The 22,170-nt window shown below is 72.2% G+C and carries 16 protein-coding genes; 5 read left to right on the top strand and 11 right to left on the bottom strand.

The genetic code is table 11. From position 1 onward, the window contains the following. Positions 1 to 61: 61 nt before the first annotated feature. Both ACZ56E_RS15920 and ACZ56E_RS15915 read right to left on the bottom strand, forming a co-directional pair. The gene (locus ACZ56E_RS15920) at positions 62 to 1,717 is read right to left on the bottom strand and encodes an alpha/beta hydrolase (protein WP_471214541.1); all 1,656 of its coding nucleotides are present in this window, start codon (positions 1,715 to 1,717) and stop codon (positions 62 to 64) included. 35 nt (positions 1,718 to 1,752) lie between these two features. Beyond that, entirely contained in the window at positions 1,753 to 4,083 is a 2,331-nt protein-coding gene (locus ACZ56E_RS15915; protein ID WP_471214540.1) for an MMPL family transporter, read from the bottom strand. A 214-nt stretch (positions 4,084 to 4,297) separates the two neighbouring features. On the opposite strand from ACZ56E_RS15915, the gene ACZ56E_RS15910 reads away from it, so the two are divergent. Together ACZ56E_RS15910 and ACZ56E_RS15905 are read left to right on the top strand one after the other, a co-directional pair. Continuing rightward, positions 4,298 to 5,620 (top strand): sensor histidine kinase, encoded by a 1,323-nt coding sequence (locus tag ACZ56E_RS15910; RefSeq protein ID WP_471214538.1) that lies wholly within the window; start codon positions 4,298 to 4,300, stop codon positions 5,618 to 5,620. Next, positions 5,617 to 6,357 (top strand): response regulator, encoded by a 741-nt coding sequence (locus ACZ56E_RS15905; RefSeq protein ID WP_471214537.1) that lies wholly within the window; start codon positions 5,617 to 5,619, stop codon positions 6,355 to 6,357. Before ACZ56E_RS15910 ends, ACZ56E_RS15905 begins: the two co-directional genes overlap by 4 nt. A 42-nt stretch (positions 6,358 to 6,399) precedes the next feature. On the opposite strand, the gene ACZ56E_RS15900 is transcribed toward ACZ56E_RS15905, so the two are convergent. The 3 genes from ACZ56E_RS15900 to ACZ56E_RS15890 are packed head-to-tail and all read right to left on the bottom strand — an operon-like array spanning position 6,400 to position 9,454. Further along, positions 6,400 to 7,701 (bottom strand): ABC transporter substrate-binding protein, encoded by a 1,302-nt coding sequence (locus tag ACZ56E_RS15900; protein WP_471214535.1) that lies wholly within the window; start codon positions 7,699 to 7,701, stop codon positions 6,400 to 6,402. Next, positions 7,698 to 8,534, bottom strand: coding sequence for a carbohydrate ABC transporter permease (locus tag ACZ56E_RS15895; protein ID WP_471214534.1), 837 nt, complete (start codon positions 8,532 to 8,534; stop codon positions 7,698 to 7,700). The genes ACZ56E_RS15900 and ACZ56E_RS15895 overlap by 4 nt, the downstream gene beginning before the upstream one ends. Next, on the bottom strand, positions 8,531 to 9,454 hold the full coding sequence (locus ACZ56E_RS15890; protein WP_471214533.1) for a carbohydrate ABC transporter permease: 924 nt from the start codon (positions 9,452 to 9,454) through the stop codon (positions 8,531 to 8,533). Before ACZ56E_RS15890 ends, ACZ56E_RS15895 begins: the two co-directional genes overlap by 4 nt. Positions 9,455 to 9,625: 171 nt before the next feature. Between ACZ56E_RS15890 and ACZ56E_RS15885 the strand changes: the two genes are divergently transcribed. Beyond that, entirely contained in the window at positions 9,626 to 10,489 is an 864-nt protein-coding gene (locus ACZ56E_RS15885) for a phosphotransferase enzyme family protein (protein WP_471214531.1), read from the top strand. Between the two features lie 4 nt (positions 10,490 to 10,493). Here the strand turns inward: ACZ56E_RS15885 and ACZ56E_RS15880 are convergent, their stop codons facing one another. The 4 genes from ACZ56E_RS15880 to ACZ56E_RS15865 form a co-directional block, all read right to left on the bottom strand. Next, complete coding sequence (locus tag ACZ56E_RS15880; RefSeq protein WP_471214529.1) at positions 10,494 to 11,204, bottom strand: exonuclease domain-containing protein; 711 nt, start codon at positions 11,202 to 11,204, stop codon at positions 10,494 to 10,496. A 102-nt stretch (positions 11,205 to 11,306) separates the two neighbouring features. Continuing rightward, complete coding sequence (locus tag ACZ56E_RS15875; protein ID WP_468602365.1) at positions 11,307 to 12,548, bottom strand: SAV2148 family HEPN domain-containing protein; 1,242 nt, start codon at positions 12,546 to 12,548, stop codon at positions 11,307 to 11,309. 101 nt (positions 12,549 to 12,649) lie between these two features. Then, positions 12,650 to 13,972 (bottom strand): copper amine oxidase, encoded by a 1,323-nt coding sequence (locus ACZ56E_RS15870; RefSeq protein ID WP_471214528.1) that lies wholly within the window; start codon positions 13,970 to 13,972, stop codon positions 12,650 to 12,652. Between the two features lie 63 nt (positions 13,973 to 14,035). Further along, a complete protein-coding gene (locus ACZ56E_RS15865; protein WP_468602369.1) occupies positions 14,036 to 14,824 on the bottom strand; it encodes a Tat pathway signal sequence domain protein in 789 nt (262 codons plus the stop codon). Between the two features lie 157 nt (positions 14,825 to 14,981). Between ACZ56E_RS15865 and glgX the strand changes: the two genes are divergently transcribed. Beyond that, positions 14,982 to 17,090, top strand: a complete 2,109-nt coding sequence (gene glgX, locus ACZ56E_RS15860) for a glycogen debranching protein GlgX (protein ID WP_468602371.1) — start codon at positions 14,982 to 14,984, stop codon at positions 17,088 to 17,090. Here the strand turns inward: glgX and ACZ56E_RS15855 are convergent. Then, entirely contained in the window at positions 17,065 to 18,342 is a 1,278-nt protein-coding gene (locus tag ACZ56E_RS15855) for an MFS transporter (protein WP_471214526.1), read from the bottom strand. The two genes, glgX and ACZ56E_RS15855, sit on opposite strands and share 26 nt — an antisense overlap. Before the next feature lie 90 nt (positions 18,343 to 18,432). On the opposite strand from ACZ56E_RS15855, the gene treY reads away from it, so the two are divergent. Beyond that, complete coding sequence (gene treY / locus ACZ56E_RS15850; RefSeq protein ID WP_471214823.1) at positions 18,433 to 21,018, top strand: malto-oligosyltrehalose synthase; 2,586 nt, start codon at positions 18,433 to 18,435, stop codon at positions 21,016 to 21,018. Here the strand turns inward: treY and ACZ56E_RS15845 are convergent. After that, the gene (locus ACZ56E_RS15845) at positions 20,954 to 22,087 is read right to left on the bottom strand and encodes a cytochrome P450 (RefSeq protein ID WP_471214525.1); all 1,134 of its coding nucleotides are present in this window, start codon (positions 22,085 to 22,087) and stop codon (positions 20,954 to 20,956) included. The two genes, treY and ACZ56E_RS15845, sit on opposite strands and share 65 nt — an antisense overlap. Positions 22,088 to 22,170 lie beyond the last annotated feature (83 nt).

Raw genomic sequence — 22,170 nt, 5'->3', positions numbered from 1 at the left:
CTCGACGACCGCTCCCGGGCCGGGCGGCTTCGCTGCCGCCCGGCCCGGGAGCGGTTCGCGGCTACTTGCGGCCCGCGCCGGTCGGGCAGGTGTAGTCCTTCGCCGGCAGCTCGCCGGTCAGCAGGTAGTCGTTGACCGCATCGACCCCGCAGGCGTTCGGGTAGTCGTACACCGCGTGGGTCCGCACCGGCACGGTCACCAGCTTGGAGCCGCGCATCGCCCTGTGCATGCCGAGGCCCTGCTCGTAGGTGGTGCGGGTGTCGCCGGTGGCCTGCAGCTGGAGGGCCGGCACCCGGTTGTCGACCTTCGTGCGCGGTTCGGCCGGGTCCTGCCCCCACCAGCCGCACGGCATCGGCGCGTTGAGGTAGGGGCCGAACACCGGTTGGGTCGGCCGGGCCTTCTCCACCGCCTTGCGGTACCACTCGGCGTTGCCCGGCATCCTGTTGTCCGCGCACAGAATGGCGAGCATGGAGGCGTAGTCGGGGCCGGTGCCGGTCTGGTCGGGGCCGGTGCGGAAGTACGCGTCGAGGAGCCGGGACAGCACCGGTGACGGCTCGACCCGCTTGCCCGCCGCGGCGTCGACGAGGAGCCGGAGCGTACTCGCGTAGTCCGCGTTGTCCCGGTTGTCGGTGCCCAGGACGAAGAGGACGAACGGCAGGCTCTCCGCGTCCAGCCGGTCCCCGCCGATCCGGACCGGCCGCTCGGCGGCGCCCCGCACCAGCTGCTCGACGGTGGCGCGCACGGCCGCGGGCGTCCTGCCCAGGTGGTACGTCGCGTGGCGCGGAGCGGCCCAGCGGGCCAGGTCGTCGAGTGCCTTCTCGTTGGCCGGTCCCATGGCCTGGATCATCTTGATGCCGTAGGCGTCGGGGTCCATGGCGCTGTCGAGGACCAGCCGGTCGACCCTGCGGGGGAACATCTGCGCGTAGACGGCGCCGAGATACGTGCCGTAGGACTGGCCCAGCCACGACGTCCTGCGCTCGCCGAGCGCGCCGCGTATGACGTCCACGTCGCGGGCGATGTTGCGGGTGGAGTAGTGCCGCAGCCGGGCACCGTACTTCGCGTCGCACTTGCGCGCGTCGTCGACGGCCTTCCTCGCCACCCGGTCGAACGCGGACCGGTCGAAGCCGGTCCCGCGCAACCACGACATGCTGTTCAGACCGCAGTCGAGCGCGGAACTCTCGCCGAGGCCACGGGTGTCCATGCCAATGACGTCGAACGCGGCCGCCACCTCGGGGGTCATCCTGGCCCGCAACTGCGCGGGCATCCCGAGCCCGTGGCCGCCGGGCCCGCCGGGGTTGGTCTGGAGGATGCCGCGGCGCTCGCGTGCCGTTCCGGTGGCCTTCAGCCGGGAGACGGTGACGGTCAGGGTGGGGCCCTTGGGCTCGGCGTAGTCGAGCGGGACGGTGACCTTCGCGCAGCGTGTCCCGGTCTTGGTGAGGTCGGCGTCCTCGCAGGGGCCCCAGTTCAGGTGCTGCCGGTAGAAGCGGTCGAGGCCGCGGGCCGCCTCCGCCTTCGCCGTAGGCTCGGCCTCTCCTACGGGCTTCGCCTTCCCCGCGGGTTCCGCCCGCGCCGCAGCCCCGATGGAGACCACGGTCGTGTCCTCGCCCGCGACGGAACCCTTAACTCCGGCCGGGGAACCACCGCTCGCGGCGCAGCCGGTCACCCCCGCGGACAGGGCGAGGCCGATGGCGGTCAGAGTGCGGGTGGTCGGCTTCACGGGTGTCCTTCGTCGATCGTGCGCGGGGCGGGCGGTCATCGGGTCGGCCGGTGCTGGGGGCGGGCGGGGTCGGCCGCGTACGGCTGGTACTGCGAGGGCTGTTGGTACTGCGGGTGCTGTGCGGGCTGCTGGTACGGCGAGGGGTGCGGCTGCTGGTACGGCTGCGGCCGGTACTCCTGCTGCGGGGTGTGCGGCCCGCCCGGTGCCTGCGGCTCGTCCGACCCGCGGTGGTGACCCGGCGTCCGTTCCGACCTGCGCGGCCACCACAGGCCGCGGCCGAGCATCGCGGCCAGCGCGGGCACCAGGACGAGGGAGAGGACGAGCGAGGAGAGGAGGATGCCGAGGCCGGTGGCGAAGCCGATCTCCTGGGTGGCGGGGCTCGCGGCCAGGCTGGCGAAGGACCCGGCGAGCACGATGCCGGCCGTGGCGATGGCGGGCGCGGTGTGCCGTACCGCCTCGGCCACGGCGTGCCGGGCGGACACCGGCTTCGCCATCTCCTCCCTGATCCTGTCGGTGATCAGGATGTTGTAGTCGGTGCCGAGGGCGACGACGAAGAGGAAGAGCACCAGGGGCAGCGTGAACGAGACCCCCGGCCGGTCGAGACCGTGCTGGAAGAGCAGCGTGCTCGCGCCGAGCGTGGCCAGGAACCCGAGCCCCACGGCGAGCATCAGCACGACCGGGGCGAGCAGGGAGCGAAGCAGCAGGAAGAGGATCACCGCGATGAGCAGGGCCGCGACCGGGAACACCAGGCGCAGGTCCTTCTCCACGGCCGTCGAGATGTCGGCGAAGATCGCGGCCGTCCCGGTGACGTACGCCTTGGTGCCCTCCGGAGCGGTCCGCGCGGCCGTCTCCCTGACGGGTCCCGAGACCAGGTCGCGCGCCTTCTGCGAATCGGACCTGACGCTCAGGAGGAGGTCGACCCGCGCGGCCGTGCGGTCCTTGCTGAGCACGGGCCTGCCCACCTCGCCGACACCCTCCGCCTTGGCGAGGGAGCGGGCCATGCCGGTGAGCGAACTCTCCTTGATCTCCTGGCCGTTCGTGCTGCGTACGTACACGCTGTGCGGGTCGGAGACGCCCGCGGGCAGGCTGCGGGAGATCCGCTCGGCGGTCTTGACGGCGGCGGTCTCGTGCCGGCCCTGCTGGTCGTAGCTCATCGTGATGCCGAGCGCGCCCGCGCCCAGCGCGCCGAGCAGCACCAGGCCGCCGAGCGCGTACCGCAGCGGCCGGCTGCTCACCGCGTGCCCCAGGCGTGCGGCGAAGCCGCCGGTGCGCTCCTTCTTCCAGGCGCGTCCGGGCCAGAACATGCCGCGGCCGAGCACGGCGAGGAGCGCGGGCATCAGCGTGAGGCTGGCGAGGAGCATGACGAGCACGGAGATCGCGATCGCCGGGCCGAGGACCCGGAACTGTCCGAAGCTGGCCAGGCCCAGGGTCGCGAAGGCCGCCACGATCGTCAGCGCCGCGGACGTGATCGCGCTGCCCACCCGCCCGGTCGTCTCGGCGGCGGCCGTCCGGGCGTTCTGCCCGGGGTGGTTCCGCAGCTGTTCCCGGAACCGGAACATCAGGAAGAGGAAGTAGTCGATGCCGATGCCGATGAGGACGACGCCGATCAGCGAGGGCGTCGACGCGTCGAGGTTGATGCCGAAGAGCTTCGCCGCGCCGACCACCGCACCCGAGGCGACCCCGCCGATCAGCGCCACCGCGATCAGCGGCACGAACGCGGCCGCGAGAGAGCGGAACACCAGCACGTTCAGCAGGACGATGAGGCCCATCGTCAGGGTGGAGACGATTTTCGCCGTGTCTTCCTCGGCCTCCGTGTCGTCCACCGTGGAGGCGATGCCGCCGGTGAATCCCACCCGCATGTCCGCGTCGGCGAATTCGCCCTTCGCGGTGTCGCGGAATTCCTTGTAGACGTCCTGCAGACCCGGGTCACTGGGATTTCCGGTGAGGGAAACGGTGAGGAGCCGGAAACTCTTGTCGGGCGCCACCGCCCCCGCCGAGACGCGCGGGGTCTGGGAGTGGTCCTTCATCAGCGGTTCGGGCTTCGCCGCGACGATCCGCTTCCGGCCCAGATCCGCGGCGGTGTCCGCGATGCGCCGCTGGTCACCCGCGGTGAGCCGGCCTCCGTCGTCCCTGGCGACGAGCACGGTCAGGGCGTTCGGGTCGGGCTTCGCGCCGAATTCCTCCTCGGCTATCCGGAGCGCCACCGCCGAGTCGTACTTCCTGGGCAGGAAGTCCCCGGCCTGGGAGTCGGTGACGTCGTACATCATCGAGTTCCCCACGAACGACAGGGCCGCTCCGAGGATCGTCCAGACGACGATGGTCATCCATCGGTGCCGGGTGGAGAAAGAGGTCAGCTTGCGGATCATGCCAATAGGTCATCACGCGGGGCCCCTTGAGGACGTCGGCCGCCGGAAGGGTCCGCACCCCTGACCGTGGTCCGGTGCTTCCTCGCGGGCAGTACTCCAGTACTGGTCGGAAGAACCGCCACCGTGCCGACTCGGGGCTCCGTCGCGCGGGATCTAATGGTGCGGAGAGACGGGACACCAGGGCCCGCCGGACGTACGACTCGGAGGCGCCAGGATGGCCCGCGACTTCTTCCCGACGGTACCGCCCACGCGCGGGGTGCGGCCGACGCCGGGGGACGTGGTGGTCGCCGCCCTCGCCGTGACCCTCGACCTGCTCGCCTACCTCGTCCCGGGCGAAGAGGGCCCCGACGCACCGGTCACCGTGCTCGGCGTCCTGCTCATCGCCGTCTCCGTGGTCCCGCTGCTCTTCAGGCGCCACCACCCCGTGCCGGCGCTCGGCGCGGCCCTGGCCGTGCAGCTGGCCGTCAACCTGGGGCTCGCCGTCGACCCGGGCGAGCCGGTGTCGAACACGTACGGCGCCGCCGTCACGATCGGGCTCTACACCGTGGCCAGGTACAGCGGGCGGTGGACCCTGCTGCTGGGTGTCGTCGCCACCGGTCCCGTGCAGCTCGCGCGGCACTGGCAGAACGACGTGCCCTTCATCGGCATGGGCATCACCGACCTGCTGGTGACGCCCTGTCTCATCGTCGGCGTCGGCCTGGCCGTGCGGCAGTGGCAGTCGCAGCTCGACATCAACCGGAGGCTGCTCGCCGACCGCGCGGTGACCGAGGAACGGCGTCGCATCGCGCGGGAGCTGCACGACATCGTGGCCCACCACATCACCACCATGTACCTGATGTCCGGCGGGGCCAGGTCGACCCTGGACCGCGACCCCGACACGGCCCGCGAGGCGCTGGTGACGCTGGAGGAGTCCGGCCGCACGGCGCTGCACGAGATGCGGCAGCTCCTCGGGGTGCTGCGCAGCACGGACACGCTGGAGGAGGCGCCCTCGGAACCCCAGCCCGGGGTGGACGGCATCGAGCGGCTCGTCGCCGATTCGAACGCGGCGGGCCTGCCGGCCGAACTCCACGTCACCGGGCAGCCCCGCCCGCTGCCGATGACCGTCGGCCTCACCCTCTACCGCATCGCGCAGGAGGCGTTGACCAACGCCCGCAAGCACGCGGGGCCCGCCCGTGCGACGGTGCGGCTCGCCTATCTGCCGGACCGCGTCACCGTGGAGGTGACCGATGACGGCGCCGGGGCGGGCGCCACTGCGGGCAGGGCGCCCGGCGGGGGCGTCACGGGCAGCGGATACGGTCTCCTCGGCATGCGGGAACGCATCGCTCTGCACGACGGCACCCTGCGCGTCGGCAGCCGTGCGGAAGGCGGGTTCGAGGTGGTCGCGAGCGTGCCGCTGCCGGCCGACACGCACGCGGCCGACACGTACGCGGGCGATACGCACGCGGCCGATACGTACGCGGGCGACACAGCTGACACTTCTGGTACTGCACGTACTGCCGGTACCTCTGGCACACACGACAAGGACGGGACGCGATGACCTCCACCTCCGAGGCCGAGCGCGGTGGCCAGCCCGAGCAGACCGGCGAACCCGAGCGGATCACCGTGCTCATCGCCGACGACCAGCCCCTCGTGCGCCGGGGCCTCTCGCTGATCCTGCGCTCGGACCCCGCCATCGACGTCGTCGGCGAGGTGGGCGACGGCGAACAGGCCATCGCGGCGGCCCGCGAACTGCGCCCCGACGTCATCCTGATGGACATCCGCATGCCGGTGCTCGACGGGGTCAGGGCCACCGAGATTCTGGCCGCCGAGCTGCCCCGGTGCCGGGTCCTCGCGCTCAGCACCTTCGACATGGACGAGCACGTGGTCGGCGCCCTGCGGGCGGGGGCCTCCGGCTTCCTGCCCAAGGACGTCTCCCCGGAGGAGCTGGTCGCCGCGCTGCGCACCGTCCACCGCGGCGAGGCCGTCGTCGCCCCGCGGCTGCTGACCCGGCTGCTCGCCACCTTCGTGACCCCGGCCCCGGCCCCGGCCGCGCACCCGCCGGCCGGGGGCATCTCCGGGCTCACCCCGCGCGAGGTCGAGGTGCTCCGGCTGATCGCCGCGGGCCTCGACAACAGCGAGATCGCGCAGCAGATGGCCATCGGAGTGCAGACCGTGAAGAACCACGCCACCGGCATCTTCGCCAAGCTGGGCGTCCGCGACCGCGCGCAGGCCGTCATCGCCGCGTACGAATCGGGGCTCGTGCGGGCGGGCCAGAACCACGGGCTCCGCCCCTGAACCCCGCGGCCCTGAACCCCGCGTCGAGGGCCCGCCGACGGCCTACCGCTGATACCTCTTGAGGACCAGATTCCCGTCCTCGACGAGCCGTTTCCTGAGCTCGTCGAGGTCGATCGCCCCGCTGTAGTACTCCTGGAGCGCGGGTGTCGCGACCTTGTCCTTCCACTCCGGGTAGCCGCGCACCGTCTGCGCGGGGGCCGGGCGCAGGTCCTCGGCGAGGGCGGTGCCCGCGGCCCAGTCGTCCTTCTCGGTGCGCAGGGCGGGGTCCTTCAGCGCCTCCTTGCCGGTCGGCAGCATCCAGTCGCCGCGCGCGAGCTTCACCATGTTGTCCGGCTGGAGGAAGAAGTCGATGAACTCGGCCGCCTCCTTCTTGTGCGGGCTGTCCTCGGAGACGGACAGGGTCTGCGGGCTGACGCCCTGCGCGAGCCCCTCCGCGCCCGCCGGGGCGGGCAGCACCTGCCAGTCGAAGCCCTCGGGCGCCTGCTGGACGATCTGCTGGCGGTACGAGAAGCCGAGCGGGACCATCGCGTACTTGCCGCCGAAGAAGCCGGGCAGCGTGTCGGAGCCGCCCATGCCGAGGGTCGTGCCCGACGCGCTCTTGTCGTTGTTCACCTGGTCGTGGACCGTGCGCGGCATGATCGCGTCGGCCGCGCCGAAGCGGACGTCGACCTTGCCGTCCGCGCCCCGGTGGAACATCTTTCCGCCGGCGGACAGCGAGAGGTTGAGCGTCGCGGAGACCGGCTCCTTGAGCGGCCAGGCGACGCCGTACTTCCCGTCCGTGCCGTCGCCCAGCTCCTTGGTGATCTTCCGGAACTCCGCCCAGCTCCACGGCTTCTCGGGCGTCGGGATCCGTACGCCCGACTTCTTGAGCCACTTCGCGTTGGCGATCAGGACGCGCGGCTCCTGGAGGAACGGCACGCCGTAGACCTTGCCCTGGAAGGTGGTCGTCTCCCAGCTGCGCCGCGGGATGTCGGACTTGAGCCGCTCGGGGAGCAGGTCGCCGATGTCCGCGAGATATCCGCCGTACGCGAAGTCGGCGAGGTCGTCCGACGCGTCGTGGATGATGTCCGGCGCCTCGCCGCCCTCGAAGGAGGTGAGCAGCTGGTCGTGGACGCTGTCCCAACTGCCCTGGACGTACTCGACCTTGACGTCGGGATGGGTGGCGTTCCACTCCTCGACGAGCGCCTTGTTGGCGTCGACGGACTCCTTCTGCCAGGCCAGGGACTGGAACTGGAGGGTGATCTTCCCGTCGTCGTCGCCGGAGTCGCCGCTGCAGCCGGTGAGCAGCAGGGCGAGGGCCGTGGCGGCGGCCAGCAGGCGTGGGGCCGTGCGCGTGCGTGTCATGCCTTCACCGCCCCGGCCAGCATGCCGCCCGTGATCCGCTTCTGGATGATGGCGAAGATGACCAGCGAGGGGATGGTCGCGAGGAACGCCGCCGCGGCGAGCGGCCCGAGGTCGGCGACGCCCTCCGAGCCGATGAAGCGGTTGAGGATGACCGGCAAGGTCTGCTTCTCCGGGGTCTTGAGTAGAACGAGGGCGAAGAAGAACTCGTTCCACGCGGTGATGAAGGCGAACATCGCCGTGGCCACGATGCCGGGCGCGAGCAGCGGCGCGACGACCGACACGAACGTCCGTACCCGGCTCGCGCCGTCCACCGCCGCGGCCTCCTCCAGCTCGGCGGGGACCGCGCGGACGTACCCGACGAGCATCCACAGCGCGAACGGCAGCGACCACACCACGTACACCATGATCAGACCGACCAGCGAGTTGATCAGGTGGAGGTTCTTCAGGATCAGGAACAGCGGGATGATGACCAGGACGAACGGGAACGCCTGGCTGATCACCACCCAGCCGGTGGCCGCCTTCGCGAGGCGGCTGCGGTGCCTGGCCATGACGTACGCCATCGGGGTGGCGATGACGACCGCGATCAGGGCCGCGCTGAGCGCCGCGATCAGCGAGTTGCCCGCGGCCCGCAGGAGCGGCTGCTCGTCGAAGGCCTGCCGGAAGTTCTCCAGGGTCGGATCCTCGGGGATCCAGGTGGGGTGCAGGCTGCCGAGCTCCCGGGCCGGCTTGAAGGCCGTGGAGATCAGCCAGAGGAACGGGAAGGCGAGGAAGACCAGATAGGCGGCGAGCGCCACGTACTGCGCGGCGCGCGTCGACTTCTTCGTACGCATCATGCCTCGTCGCCTCCCTTCAGGCGGCCGACGAGGTAGCAGGCGAGGATCACGGAGATCACCGCGACCATCACGCAGCCCATGGCGGCGGCGTAGCCGAACTGGCCGTAGCGGAAGGCCTCTTCGTAGGCGAAGAGCATGGGCAGGCGGGTGCGGCCGCCGGGGCCGCCCTGGGTGAGGACGTAGACCAGGGCGAACGAGTTGAAGTTCCAGATGAAATTGAGCGCCGTGATGGCCAGGGCGATGGGCTTGATCGCGGGCCAGGTGACGGTGCGGAACCGGCGCCAGGCGCCCGCGCCGTCCATCGCGGCCGCCTCGTGCAGCTCCCGCGGGGTGTTCTGCAGTCCGGCGAGCAGCGCGACGGTGGTCTGCGGCATGCCCGCCCAGATGCCGACGACGATCACGGCGAGCAGCGCCGTGGCTGTGCCGGTCAGCCAGTCCTTGCCCTCCCCCAGGCCGACATTGGAGAGGGTTTCGTTGAGCACGCCGGCGTCCGGGTGGTAGACGAGCCGCCACATGATGCCGACGACCACCTCGGGCATCGCCCACGGAACGATCGCGAGGGCCCGCGCGAGCCAGCGCATCCGCAGCGGCTGGTTGAGCAGGAGGGCGAGGCCGAGGGCGAGGAAGAACTGCGGCACGGTGACGCCGAAGGCCCACAGCAGGCCGATCCTGAACGAGTCCCAGAACAGCGTGTCGTGCAGCAGGTCCTGGAAGTTGAGCGCGCCGATCCACTGGGTGGGTTCGGTGCGGCCCGACTGGGAGTCGGTGAAGGCCAGCGCGATGCCGTAGAGGAGCGGGCCGACGCTGAGGACGAGGATCGGGATCAGTGCGGGCAGCACGAGGAACCACGCGCCGTGGTCCGCGCCCCCGCGTCCCGGCGCACCTCTCGCTGACCGCTTCGTCGCGGTCGCCAATGTCACGGAATCGGCTCCTTCGGGCGGCTCGGCTGGGGTTCGGCCGCCCGGGCGGCCTCCGTCATCGTGCTGATGTGCTCTTGATACGTCAAGGAGCTGCGCGCCCTCGCACACCGGTTGGCCTGTGCGAATGCGAGACTGTCGGGCGAACGGGGTAACAGGTGCGGGAGGCACGGGATGGACGAGGCGCGGGCGCGAGACGTACTGGACGCGGCGGAGCTGCCGATTCCGGTGAGCGGGGCCCGGCTGCTCGCGCTCGGTGAGAACGCGGTGTTCGCCGTCGGCGAGCTGGTCGCCAAGGTCGGCCGCGCCGCCCCCGAACTCCTCGCGAGGGCACGGCGCGAGCTGGCCGTCGCCGCGTGGCTGGAGAAGGCCGGCGTCCCCGCCGTGCGGGCCGCCGAGACCGAGGCGCGCCTGGTGGACGGCCATCCGGTGACGCTCTGGCACCGCCTTCCCGAGGCGGTGCGCCCCGCGGAGCCGCGCGATGTGGCGGCGCTCATCCGTCGCGTGCACGAACTGGACTCCCCCTCCTTCGAGCTCCCGCGCCGCGAACTGCTCGGCGGTGTGGAGCGGTGGCTGCGGCTCGCCGGTGACACGATCGATCCGGCCGACGCGGACTATCTGCGCGAGCGCAGGGACGGGTTCGCCGTCGCCGCGGCGGCGCTCACCCCGCACCTCGCGCCGGGGCCCGTCCACGGCGACGCGCTGCCCCGCAACGTCCTGGTCGGCCCCGGTGGGCCCGTGCTCGTGGATCTGGAGACGTTCTCCTCAGACCTCCGGGAGCACGATCTGGTCGTCATGGCGCTCTCCCGCGATCGGTACGGGCTCGCGCCGGAGGCCTACGACGGATTCGTCTCCGTCTACGGCTGGGATGTGCGGGAGTGGGAGGGGTGCGCCGTGCTGCGCGGCGCCCGGGAGACGGCCAGCTGCGCGTGGGTCGCGCAGCACGCGCCCGCCAATCCGAAGGCGCTCGTCGAGTTCCGTCGGCGGGTGGCGTCCCTTCGGGAGGGCGACGCAACCGTCCGCTGGTACCCCTTCTGAGGGCCTAGCCCTCGACCCTCAGCGGCCACACCCCGTCCACCACCGCGTCCGGATTGCCCTTCTTGCGCAGGAAGTTCTGGAAGTCCGCCGCCCATTCCGCGTACCACTCGATCTGGCGGCGGTGCAGCTCCGCCGGGCCGAGGGACGCGACCTTCGGGTGGCGGTCGGCTATCGCGCAGGCGAGGCGGGCCGCGGCCTGGGCGTCCGCCGCGGCGTCGTGGGCGGCTTCCAGGAGCACGCCGTACTCCGTGCAGACCGCTTCGAGGTTCCGCTTGCCTCTGCGGTAGCGGTCCACGGATCGGTCGATCGTGTACGGATCGATCACCGGGCCCGGGTCGATGCCGCCGAGGCGGTCGCGCAGGGACGGCAGGCCGTACCTCCGGAGCTCGGCGGAGAGCAGGCTCAGGTCGAAGACCGCGTTGTACGCCACGACCGGGACGCCCGACTGCCAGTACGAGGTGAGCACGCCGGCGAGCGCGTCCGCGACCTCGTCGGCGGGCCTGCCCTCGGCCGCCGCACGCTCGTCCGTGATGCCGTGCACGGCCACCGCCCCGGCGGGGATCGGGACCCCCGGGTCCGCGAGCCAGGTGCGGTGCCCCAGCGTCTCACCGGCCTTGACCTCGATGACGGCGCCGGTGACGATGCGCGCCTCGCTCGGGTCCGTCCCGGTCGTCTCCAGGTCGAAACCGATCAGCAGCTCCTGGTGCCAGCCCATGGCCGCCCCCTTCTTTGTGGTGCTTTCCCCCAATGACCACCACGATCCCATGCGCCACTGACAATCCGAGGGCCGCATTCCGCTTCCGGCCGCCGAGCGGGGTCAGGACACCGGCCGCGAGTCCGCCCACGCCAGCTCGAACTCCTCGCGGTATGTGGTGAAAAGCCCGCTCTCGCCCGGATCGCCCGACTTGACCACCCGGCTGCCGCCCCGCAGCACCAGAACCGGCGCCTCCATCCCACGGGTCCTGCGCAGATACGACTGGACGACGGCGATGCCGTCCGCGCCGTCCCCGTCGACCAGGTACGCGGTGAAGCGGGGCGTCTCGTCGAAGACCTGGATCTCGAAGGCGCCCGGATCCCGGAGCCGCGCCCTGACGCGGCGCATGTGCAGGATGTTCATCTCGACGGAACGGCTCAACTCGCCCTTTTTGATGCCCAGTTCGCGCTCCCTGCGCTTGACCGAGCTGCTCGCCGGGTTGAGGAAGAGCAACCGCACCCGGCAGCCCGACTCGGCGAGCCTGACCAGGCGGCGCCCGGAGAAGTTCTGCACGAGGAGGTTGAGGCCGATGCCGATCGCGTCGAGGCGGCGGGCGCCGCCGAAGATGTCCTCGGCGGGGAACTGTCGCAGGAGCCGCACCCGGTCCCCGTAGACGCCCACCACGTCCGCGTACCGGTCGCCGACCAGGTCCTCGACGGCGTCGACGGGCAGCCGGCGCGCGGAGGGCGTGTCGGTGCCCGAGCCGAGCATGTCCAGGAGTCTGGCCGAGGCGCGCTCCGCCTGGGCGAGGACCGCCTCGGAGAGGGCGCGGTTGCGGGAGACGACGTTCCGGGTGACCTCCAGCTCGTCGAGGGCGAGCTCGACGTCGCGCCGGTCGTCGAAGTACGGCTCGAAGCAGGGCCAGTGCTGCACCATCAGCTCGCGCAGCTGCGGCAGCGTGAGGAAGCTGAGGACGTTGTCGTCGGCCGGGTCGAGCAGGTACCCCTTGCGGCGGCTCACCTCGCGCACGGCGACGGCCCGCTGCACCCACTCCTGCCCGGCGGGGCCCGCCGCGGCGACGACCCAGTCGTCGGCGTGGACGGGTTCGTAGACGGGACGCAGAACAGCGGCCACGACCGCGCGCAGCCGCTGCTCCACCAGATTCAGCCAGATGTAGGCCCGCCCGGCGCGCTGGGCGCGCGTACGGACCTCGCGCCAGGCGTCGGCGTCCCAGTCCAGTTCGGGTCCGATCTGGGATCCCGTATCCATCGGCCGGGCCAGGGACACCGCTCCGGCGGGTACGTCCGCGGAGCTCCCCTCGTGACCCTCGTCACCAGGGGGCAGCCCCCGACCACCCGAGCTCACCCGCGCACCGCCTTCCGCTCCCGGACTCTCCCCCGGTCAACGATCAAGGAAGGGTACTCCGGGAGCGGCAGGAGGTGCAGCCCGATGGGCAGGGTGGTTTCTCAACCACCGATCGGCGGCTGGCCGTTCTGGTTCGCCAGGTCCTGCGGAGTGAGCGGGCTCATAGCGGTGACGTCACGGGCGGCCAGCGAGAAGCCCTGCCAGTGGACCGGCATGGGCTGCTGGTCCTCGTCACGCGCGATGTGGTGGTAGCCGATGTGCACCCAGGAGATCGGGTGGTCCAAGGTCTGGCCGTTCACCCACTTGTCCACGCTGTCCGGAGTGCCGTTGGGGCAGCCCGGGTTGTTGCTCGCGTACTGCTCGCACTTCTTGTACTGGGTGAAGTACACGTCGTGCTTGGTGAAGGGCCGGCCCGCGTGCTTGCTGCTCGCCCCGGGCACGAACTCGTACGACCGCGGGTGGCCGTCCTTGTTCTTGCCGGCCCCGCTGACCACGCGCCACCAGCGCATGTCCTTGCGGTCGCCCGCGATCTCCTTGGTGACCTTGGTGCGGGTGGTCTTCGTGGTGGGGCTGCCGTCGCCCGTGGGCGGGGTGACCTTGGAGTCGTACTGCTCGACCTTGGCCTTCGGGGAGCCGTCCAGGCCGAAGTTGAGCCGCCAGAAGACGTTGTGGGCGTGGCTCTCCGCCTTGGCCTGCTGGCCCTTGCCGATGGGCCAGCCGCGGTCGTCGCCGCCGTCGTAGTCGTACGGCGAGAGGCTGCCGGTGGCGCCCACGTTGGACGTGATGGTGCCGTCCGAGGAGAACCGCCACTCGGTGATGTACTCGTACCAGGAGGCCTTGTTCACGGTGTAGACGAGCAGGTCCTTGCCCTGGGCGGAGTAGACCTTGCCGTTGCCGCCGGTGCTCGCGTCGTCGTTGAGGCGGTACGCGTGCCCACGCGCGCGCGTGGTGGTGCACAGGCCCTTCACGTTGCCGCGGTTCGGGACCTTGACGGTCTTGATGGTGCCGCCGGGGCATTCACCCGCGTTGAGGTTCTGCAGGGCCTGCCCGAAGTCGGTGCCGGTCACGTCGTCGTACTCGGCCTGGCCGTCGTCGTAGGGGACGTGCACCTGGGCGAGCCGGGCGCTGGTCAGGACGGGTATCGGCTTGGGCTCGCCCTTCGGCTGGTAGCTGATCTTGTCGAGGATCAGGCCGGAGAGCGTGTTGTAGTGCCAGCACATGCGCCAGGTCGTGCCGCCGTCGACGGTCTGCTCGATCTTGTAGGCGTCGCTGCAGTCGGCCGCGGGCGCGGGTGCCTTGGCGGGAGCCGTGGCCGGGGCCGCCGACGCGGGGGCGGCGACGCCGACGGCGCCGCCGAGGAGCGCGGAGACCGCGAGGGCCATCGTGGCCCCCTTGCGGGCGCGCGAAAGTCTGTTGACGTGCATGGTGGAGTGCACTCCCTCGTACGAGGAGAAGTTGGTGTGTGGTGTCGTGCGCGGGCGGCCGGGTCAGCCGAGGCGGCCCACGGTGCGGGTGCTCAGGTCGACGACGAGGGCCCGGGTGTCGATCCACGGACCGTTCTTGACCTTGGTGACGACCTGGAGGCACCGGTGCTTGCCGCACTCGGTGAGGTCGGACGGCACGCGCTTGACGGTCTCCTTGCGGAAGACCATGCCGCTCAGCTGGAGCTGCTGCGGGCCGGTCAGGGCCTTGCCCGTGGCGTGCTTGAAGTCCTTCTTCAGGCCCTTGCCGAGCGGGTCGGCGATCAGCAGCCGGGCGCCCTCGGCGAGCTCTTCCTGGCTGGGCGGCGGCTGGACGTTCCGCGTGGTGACCGTGTCCTCGACCTTGCCGGTCTCCACGTTGACCGTCTTGGTGATGACGGTGTCCTTCTTGTAGTCGTAGTAGACGACTTCGGCGCGGCGCGGCGCGCTGCCGGTGTCGGCCGGGTCCGGCTCGCTGAGGTTGGTGGACAGCAGCTGCGGGCCGCGGTCCCCCTCGACGTCCCGGGCGCTGGAGCGCAGCTGGCCGGAGGCCGAGGCCTTCTCCGCGCGCTCCATCTCCTCGTCGGTCAGCGGGTCGCTGCCGATGCCCTTCGCGCCCTCCTCGGGCGCGGCCTCGATCACGCCGTCCTTGGCGATGGCGTCCTGCTTCGCCGCTGCCGCGTTGGCCTGGCGGTCCCCCGACCCACCTGCCCCCGAGCCCGACATGTTGACGCCCACCAGCACGGCGGTGGCGGTCGCCGCGACCGCCGTCGCCGCCACCACCTTCCCGAGGTGGCGTCTGACTATCTCTCGCACTACTCCCCCTACTCCCCTGGCGCCCCATTCGTGGGCAAGCCGAGTATGTGGTCAGACGGTTAGACGGGTACAACTCCTGGGTGGTTGCCCCACTTTCCGGGCGACTGTGGCCGAAGTGGCCCCATCTTGCGGGGGCGTGAGTGGAAGAGTCGTATTCATGCAGGTCTGGCCTGGGCAGGCGTATCCCTTAGGTGCCACATATGACGGAGCCGGCACGAATTTCGCGGTCTTCTCCGAGGCCGCAGAGCGCGTGGAGCTGTGTCTGCTGCACGACGACGGCTCGGAGACAGCCGTCGAGCTGCGCGAGTCCGACGCCTTCGTGCGGCACGCGTACCTGCCCGGCATCATGCCGGGACAGCGCTACGGCTTCCGGGCGCACGGTCCCTACGCGCCGGAGCAGGGGCACCGCTGCAACTCCGCGAAGCTGCTGCTCGACCCCTACGCGCGCGCGGTGAGCGGGCGCGTCGAGTGGGGCGAGGAGGTGTACGGCTACCACTTCGACGAACCGGACGAGCGCAACGACCTCGACTCGGCGCCGCACATGATGACGTCGGTCGTGGTGAACCCGTACTTCGACTGGGGCGACGACCGCCCGCCGCGCACCCCGTACCACGAGACGGTGCTCTACGAGGCCCATGTGAAGGGCCTGACGATGCTGCACCCGGACCTGCCCGAGGAGCTCCGGGGGTCGTACGCGGCGCTGGGGCACCCGGCGATCATCGAGCACCTCACCGGTCTCGGCGTCACCGCGCTGGAGCTGATGCCGGTGCACCAGTTCGTGAACGACCACCGTCTGGTCGACATGGGCCTGAACAACTACTGGGGCTACAACACCATCGGCTTCTTCGCCCCGCACAACGCGTACGCCTCGTGGGGCGACCGCGGCGAACAGGTCCTGGAGTTCAAGCAGGCCGTGAAGGCGCTGCACGAGGCGGGCATCGAGGTGATCCTCGACGTCGTCTACAACCACACGGCCGAGGGCAACCACCTGGGCCCGACGCTCTCCTACAAGGGGCTCGACAACGCCTCGTACTACCGCCTCATGGACGATCCCCGCTACTACATGGACACCACGGGGACCGGCAACTCGCTCCTGATGCGCTCGCCGCACGTACTCCAAATGATCATGGATTCGCTGCGGCACTGGGTCACGGACATGCATGTGGACGGGTTCCGCTTCGATCTCGCGGCGACGCTGGCCCGGCAGTTCCACGAGGTGGACCGGCTCTCGTCCTTCTTCGACCTCGTGCAGCAGGACCCGGTGGTCAGCCAGGTGAAGCTGATCGCCGAGCCCTGGGACGTCGGCGAGGGCGGCTATCAGGTGGGCAACTTCCCGCCCCTGTGGACCGAGTGGAACGGCATGTACCGCGACACGGTGCGCGATCTGTGGCGCGGCGAGCCGCGCGCCCTCGCGGAGTTCGCCTCCCGGCTCACCGGCTCGTCCGACCTCTACCAGGACGACGGGCGGCGCCCGCTGGCGTCGATCAACTTCACCACCTGCCACGACGGCTTCACGCTGCACGACCTCGTCGCGTACAACGACAAGCACAACCACGCCAACGGCGAGGACAACCAGGACGGCGAGAGCCACAACCGGTCCTGGAACTGCGGCGCCGAGGGCGAGACGGACGATCCGGACATCCTGGCGCTGCGGGCCCGGCAGATGCGGAACTTCACCGCCACCCTGATGCTCTCGCAGGGCGTGCCGATGCTCAGCCACGGCGACGAGTTCGCGCGCACGCAGAGCGGCAACAACAACGCCTACTGCCAGGACAACGAACTGGCGTGGGTGCACTGGCCGGACGGCGAGAACTCGCTGCTCGCCTTCACCCGCACGATGGCGATGCTCCGGCGCGACCACCCGGTCTTCCGCCGGCGCCGGTTCTTCCACGGCCGGCCGGTCCAGGGCACGCACGACGAACTGTCGGACATCGCCTGGTTCACCCCGGAGGGCGAGGAGATGGAGGAACAGGACTGGGAGGCCTCGCACGCCAGGGCGCTGAGCGTGTTCCTGAACGGCAACGCCATCTCGGAGCCGGGGCCGCGCGGCGAGCGGATCTCCGACGACTCGTTCCTGCTGATGTTCAACGCGTCGCCCGAGCCCATCGAGTTCGTGGTGCCGGTCAACCACGGCCGTCAGTGGCAGCTCGTGATCGACACGGCGCACGAGGACGGGGTGCCGCCGGAGCCGGGGCCGAAGGTGCGGGCAGGCGACCGGCTCACGCTGGCCGACCGGAGCCTCACGGTGCTGCAGCGTCCGGCGTGACGGTGGCGCGGGGCGGCCGGTGGGGCTCGTGAGGGGCCGGGTCGGGGCGGTGGGGTTCGTGACGGGCGATCAGGGCGATCACGAACGCCACCGCCGCGGCCGCGCTGCCGAGGGCGAACGCGGCCCCCGCGCCGTGCGACTCCGCGAGGCGCCCGGCCACCGCGAGCGTCACCGCCTGGCCGCCGACGAAGGCGCTCGCCGCGAAGGTCATGCCCTCGGCGAGCCGCCGCGGCGGCACGGCACGCTCGGTGAGCGCGAAGCCGGTGATGAGGTTCGGGGCGTAGATCGCGCCGAAGAAAGTGACCACTACGTAGAGGCCCACCAGGCTGTCGGTCCACACCAGGGGCAGTGACAGGAGCGCCGCGGCCGCCGTCGCCACGCGCCACCGGGCGAGCAACCCGAAGCGCTCGGGCAGGGCGGCCATGGAGAGCCCCACCACCGCGCTCATCACGCCCATCGCCGCGTACACGAGCCCGGCCTGCCCCGGCCGGCCCAGCTCCTCGGTCAGCGCGGTGATGCCCGCGCCGCAGGCGCCGAGCAGCACGCCGAGGAAGAGGAGCCCGACCCGCACCACGTACACGGAGCGCGGCAGCGGCGGGCGTGCGCCACGCGCGCGTGCCGGTCCGGAGGTGTCCGCCTTGGGGGTACGTCCCGTGGGGTGCAGCGCGAAGGCCGTGCCACAGACGGCGACGAGCAGCGCGGCCGCCCCGAAGGCGTACGCCGGGTGGCCCGCCACGGCCGCGAGGCCCACGAAGGCGGGGCCGAGCACGAAGGAGAGCTCGTCCATGGTGCTCTCCAGGGACAGCACGGTGCTCGCCAGCCGGTCGTCGCCGCCCTTGACGCGCACCAGCGGGACGACGCGGGCCCTGGCCAGCGGGCCGATACCCGGGATCGTCGCGCCCGCCAGTGCGCCGAGGGCGACGAGGCCCGGCGTGGGCAGGTCCGCGAGGGCGCCCAGGGTGTATGCCGCGATCGCCACGGCGTTGACGAGGGAGAGGACCAGCACCACGGCGCGCTGCCCGTGCCGGTCCGCGAGCCGCCCGACGAACGGCCCGAGGGACACCTGGCCGAGCGCGAGCGCACAGGCGACGATCCCGCCGGTGGCCAGCGACCCACTGGTCTCGGTCACCAGCAGCACGCTGCCGAACTGGATCATCGCCACGGGGAGCCTGCCGAGGAACGAGACGACGGGGAGCGCCGCCCCCGTCATCCGGATCACCGTGCGGTACGCGTCGCGGGTGCTGTGAGCCATCGTCCGACGCTAACGACGGCGTAGGGCGGACACGCATGAGTCGATGACACGAAAGCCTCCAGACCGGGTACGTACGTTCGCATGACGCGCATGACACCGGAGCGCCCCGGCTCCGCGGTACCACCGCCGCCCACCGCCACGTACCGGCTCCAGCTGCAGCCGGACTTCCCCTTCTCGGCCGCCGAGGCGGCCGTCCCCCATCTGGCCTCGCTCGGTGTCTCGCATCTGCACCTGTCACCGGTCCTCGAGGCGGTCCCCGGATCGACGCACGGCTACGACGTGGTGGACCACGCGCGCGTGCGGGACGAGCTGGGCGGCGAGGAGGGGCTGCGGTCCCTGTCCCGCACCGCCCGGCAGTCCGGGCTCGGCCTGGTGGTGGACATCGTGCCGAACCACATGGCGGCGGTCCCCCGGCACAACCACGCGCTGTGGGAGGTGCTGCGCGAGGGCCCACGGTCGCCGTACGCGCGCTGGTTCGACATCGACTGGGACGCGGGCGGCGGACGCGTGCTGCTGCCCTTCCTCGGCGGCCGGCTCGGCGACGAGCTCGGGCAGCTGCGGGTCGACGGCGCCGTGCTGCGCTACCACGAACACGCGTTCCCCATTCGGGAGGGCACCGCGGAGCTGCCGCTGCCGGAGCTCCTGGACGCGCAGTGGTACCGCCTGTCCTGGTGGCGGCTCGCCCGCACGGAGCTCAACTACCGGCGCTTCTTCACCATCTCCGATCTCATCGGCGTGCGCGTCGAGGACCCGGACGTCTTCGACGCGACGCACGGGAAGATCCTGCAGCTGCTCCGCGAAGGCGTCGTCGAAGGGCTGCGGATCGACCACCCGGACGGCCTCGCGGACCCGGGGACGTACCTCCAGCGGCTGCACGAGGCGACCGGCGGGCGCTGGACGGTCGTCGAGAAGATCCTCGCCGACGGCGAGCGCCTGCCCGCCGCCTGGCCGGTCGCCGGCACCACCGGCTACGACGCGCTGCGGCACATCGACGGCGTCCTCACCGACCCGGCGGGCGCCGGCGAACTCCTCGGCCAGTACCGCCGCTTCGCCGCGCCGCCCGCCGACCGGGGCGGCGACTGGGACGCGACGGTGCGCAGGGCCGCGTACAAGGTCGTCACGCGCGAGCTTGCGGCCGAGGTCGACCGGCTCACGCGCGCGGCGGGCGCCATCTGCGCGGCCGTCCCCGCGCTGCGCGACCACGCGCCGTGGATGCTGCGCACCGCGCTGCGGGAACTGCTGGTGCGGCTGCCCGTCTACCGGCCGTACGTCTCCGGGGGCGACGCGCCCGAGACGGTGCTCACCGCCCGCGCCGCCGAGGAGGCCAGGACGGCCTTCAGCGTGCCCGAGGAGGCCCGGACGGTCGATGTCGTACGGGACTTGGCGCTGGGGCGGCTGCGGGCGGCAGAGGCACGCTCAGAGGGTTCGGCCCCGACTCCTGACGTCCTGTCGGCCGTGGCGGAATTCCGGGCGCGGTTCGCTCAGACCGCGTCGGCGCTGCGCGCCAAGGCCGTCGAGGACACCGCGTTCTACCGGCACGCGCCGCTCCTCTCGGCGGCGGAGGTGGGCGGGGCGCCCGAGCGGCCCGCGGTGCCGGTGGAGGAGTTCCACGCGTACTGCGCGCGCGTGCAGCGCGACTGGCCCTACTCGGGCACCGTCCTGACGACCCACGACACCAAGCGGAGCGCCGACGTCCGGGCCGGCGTCTCCGTCCTGACCCAGTGTCCGGACCGGTGGGCCGACCTCCTCGTCGAGGTCACCGAGCAGACCTCGCGCGTGGGCGGCACCTGCGCACCCGACCCCCAGCTGGCCTGGGCCGCCTGGCAGACGGCGGTCGGCTTCGGCTTCCCCTACGACATGCGGCTGCAGAACGCCCTCCTGAAGCACGTGCGCGAGGCGGGGCTGCACACCAGCTGGACCGAGCCCAACGAGGCGTACGAGAAGGCCGTGGGCGCCTTCGTGGAGGCGGGGCCGTGCGGGCCGCCGCTGTACGCGGTGGCGGCATTCGCGCGTGAGCTCGGCGACCACGTGCGGGCCAACGTCCTGGGGGCGGCGCTGCTGCACCTGACGATGCCCGGGGTGCCCGACCTCTACCAGGGCACGGAGGGCGAGTACCGCGCCCTGGTCGACCCGGACAACCGGCAGCCCGCCCGCTTCCAGCCGCACGTCCTTGAGCGGCTCGACGCCCAGCGGGAGCCGTGGGACCTCTCGGAGGAGAAGCTGGCCCTCACCGCGACGGCGCTGCGGCTGCGCGGGCGGCGGCCGGAGCTGTTCGGGGGCACGGGCACGTACGAGCCGCTGGCCGCCGAGGGGCCCGGCGCCGCGCACTGTTTGGCGTTCGTCCGCTCCGGAGAGGTCGTGGTGGCGACGACGCGGCTGTCCCTGCGGCTCGCGGACGCGGGCGGCTGGCGGGAGACGGAGCTGGTGCTCCCGGCGGGCCGGTGGGCCGATCTGCTCGCTCCGGAGCGGGAGTTCGAGGGCCACGCGCGCGTGGCGGAGCTCTTCGCCGTGTCGCCGGTGGCGCTCCTGGAGCGGATCACCGACGCGGGCGTCACCGAGGACGTGACTGGGGGCGTCACCAAAGGCGTCACCGAGGGCCAGACTGAGGACGTCACCGAGGGCGTACGAGGAGAGTCCGCGGGCCGCGCGTCAGGAGCCCCCGGGGAGCCGGTCTGAAGCCCGGCGCCCAGCGCAGTCCCGGCAGGGCGTCCAGCAGGGCGTGCAGGCCGTATCCGGCGGTGCGGGCGGCGAGCTCGGCGCCCGGGCAGGCGTGGCGGCCCGCGCCGAACGCGAGGCGGCCCGGGTCCGCCCGGTTCATGTCGTAGCGGTCGGGGTCGGCGAACCGGGCGGGGTCCCGGTTCGCGGCGCCGACCAGGCACGCCACGACGGCTCCCGCGGGCAGCGCGGTGCCGGCCACGACGACCGGGCGGACCGCGCGGCGCAGCACGACGGGGGCGGGCGGGTCGCGGCGCAGGGACTCCGCCCAGGCGGCAGGTATCAGCTCTGGTCGCTCACGGACCAGGGCCACCTGGGCCGGGTCGTCGAGGAGGTTGGCGAGGAACGAGGCGAGCGCGAGCGCGGTGGCCTCGCCTCCGCCGCCGAGCAGCGAGCCGACGAGACCGGCGACGGTTCCGTCCGAGAGGGGCCGCCCGTCGACCTCGGCGGCGCAGAGCACGGAGAGCAGGTCGTCGCCGGGCCGGGACCGCCGCAGCGCCAGGTGGGGGCGGAGCCGGGCGTCCAGTTCGTGGTGGCCGCCCCCGAGGTGGCCGAGGCCGTCGCGGCACCACCGCTGGACGCGTGCGGTGTCCTCGTGGGGCAGGCCCAGCGCCGCCACGACCGCGGCGGTCGGCAGCCACCGGCAGAACTCGGTGACGAGGTCGGTCTCGGGGCGTGCGGCGATCCGGCGGGCCAGTACGTAGGCGGTGCGGGAGGCGCCCGCGGCCAGGGCGGCGACGGCGCGGCCCCGCAGCGCGGGTTCGACCAGGGCGCGGTGCGCGCGGTGTGTGTCGCCCTCCATGTGCGCGAGGGTCCGCCCCGGCGGCAGCGCGACGAGCTCGTCCCGCGCGAGGGCCTCGCACACGTCTCCGTACCGGCTCACCAGCCACGCGCCGAGAAACTCGTCCCGTACCAGGGGGAAGCTCTCCCGCAGTACGCGGAACGCGGGGTACGGGTCCCGCGCGACGGCGGGCGACAGGAGACCGGGCGGCGACATCGGGACGTCCGGTGGGACGCGGAGGCTGCGCACCTCGGGGCTCCCGCCTGTGCGTCGGCGCGGCGAGCGGCCGCGCGGGTGTCTCCAGATCACCACCGCGCGGCGGGCACCGCAGC

Source organism: Streptomyces sp. NPDC039480 (assembly GCF_055597165.1).
This window is presented reverse-complemented; position numbering and strand designations above follow the sequence as displayed.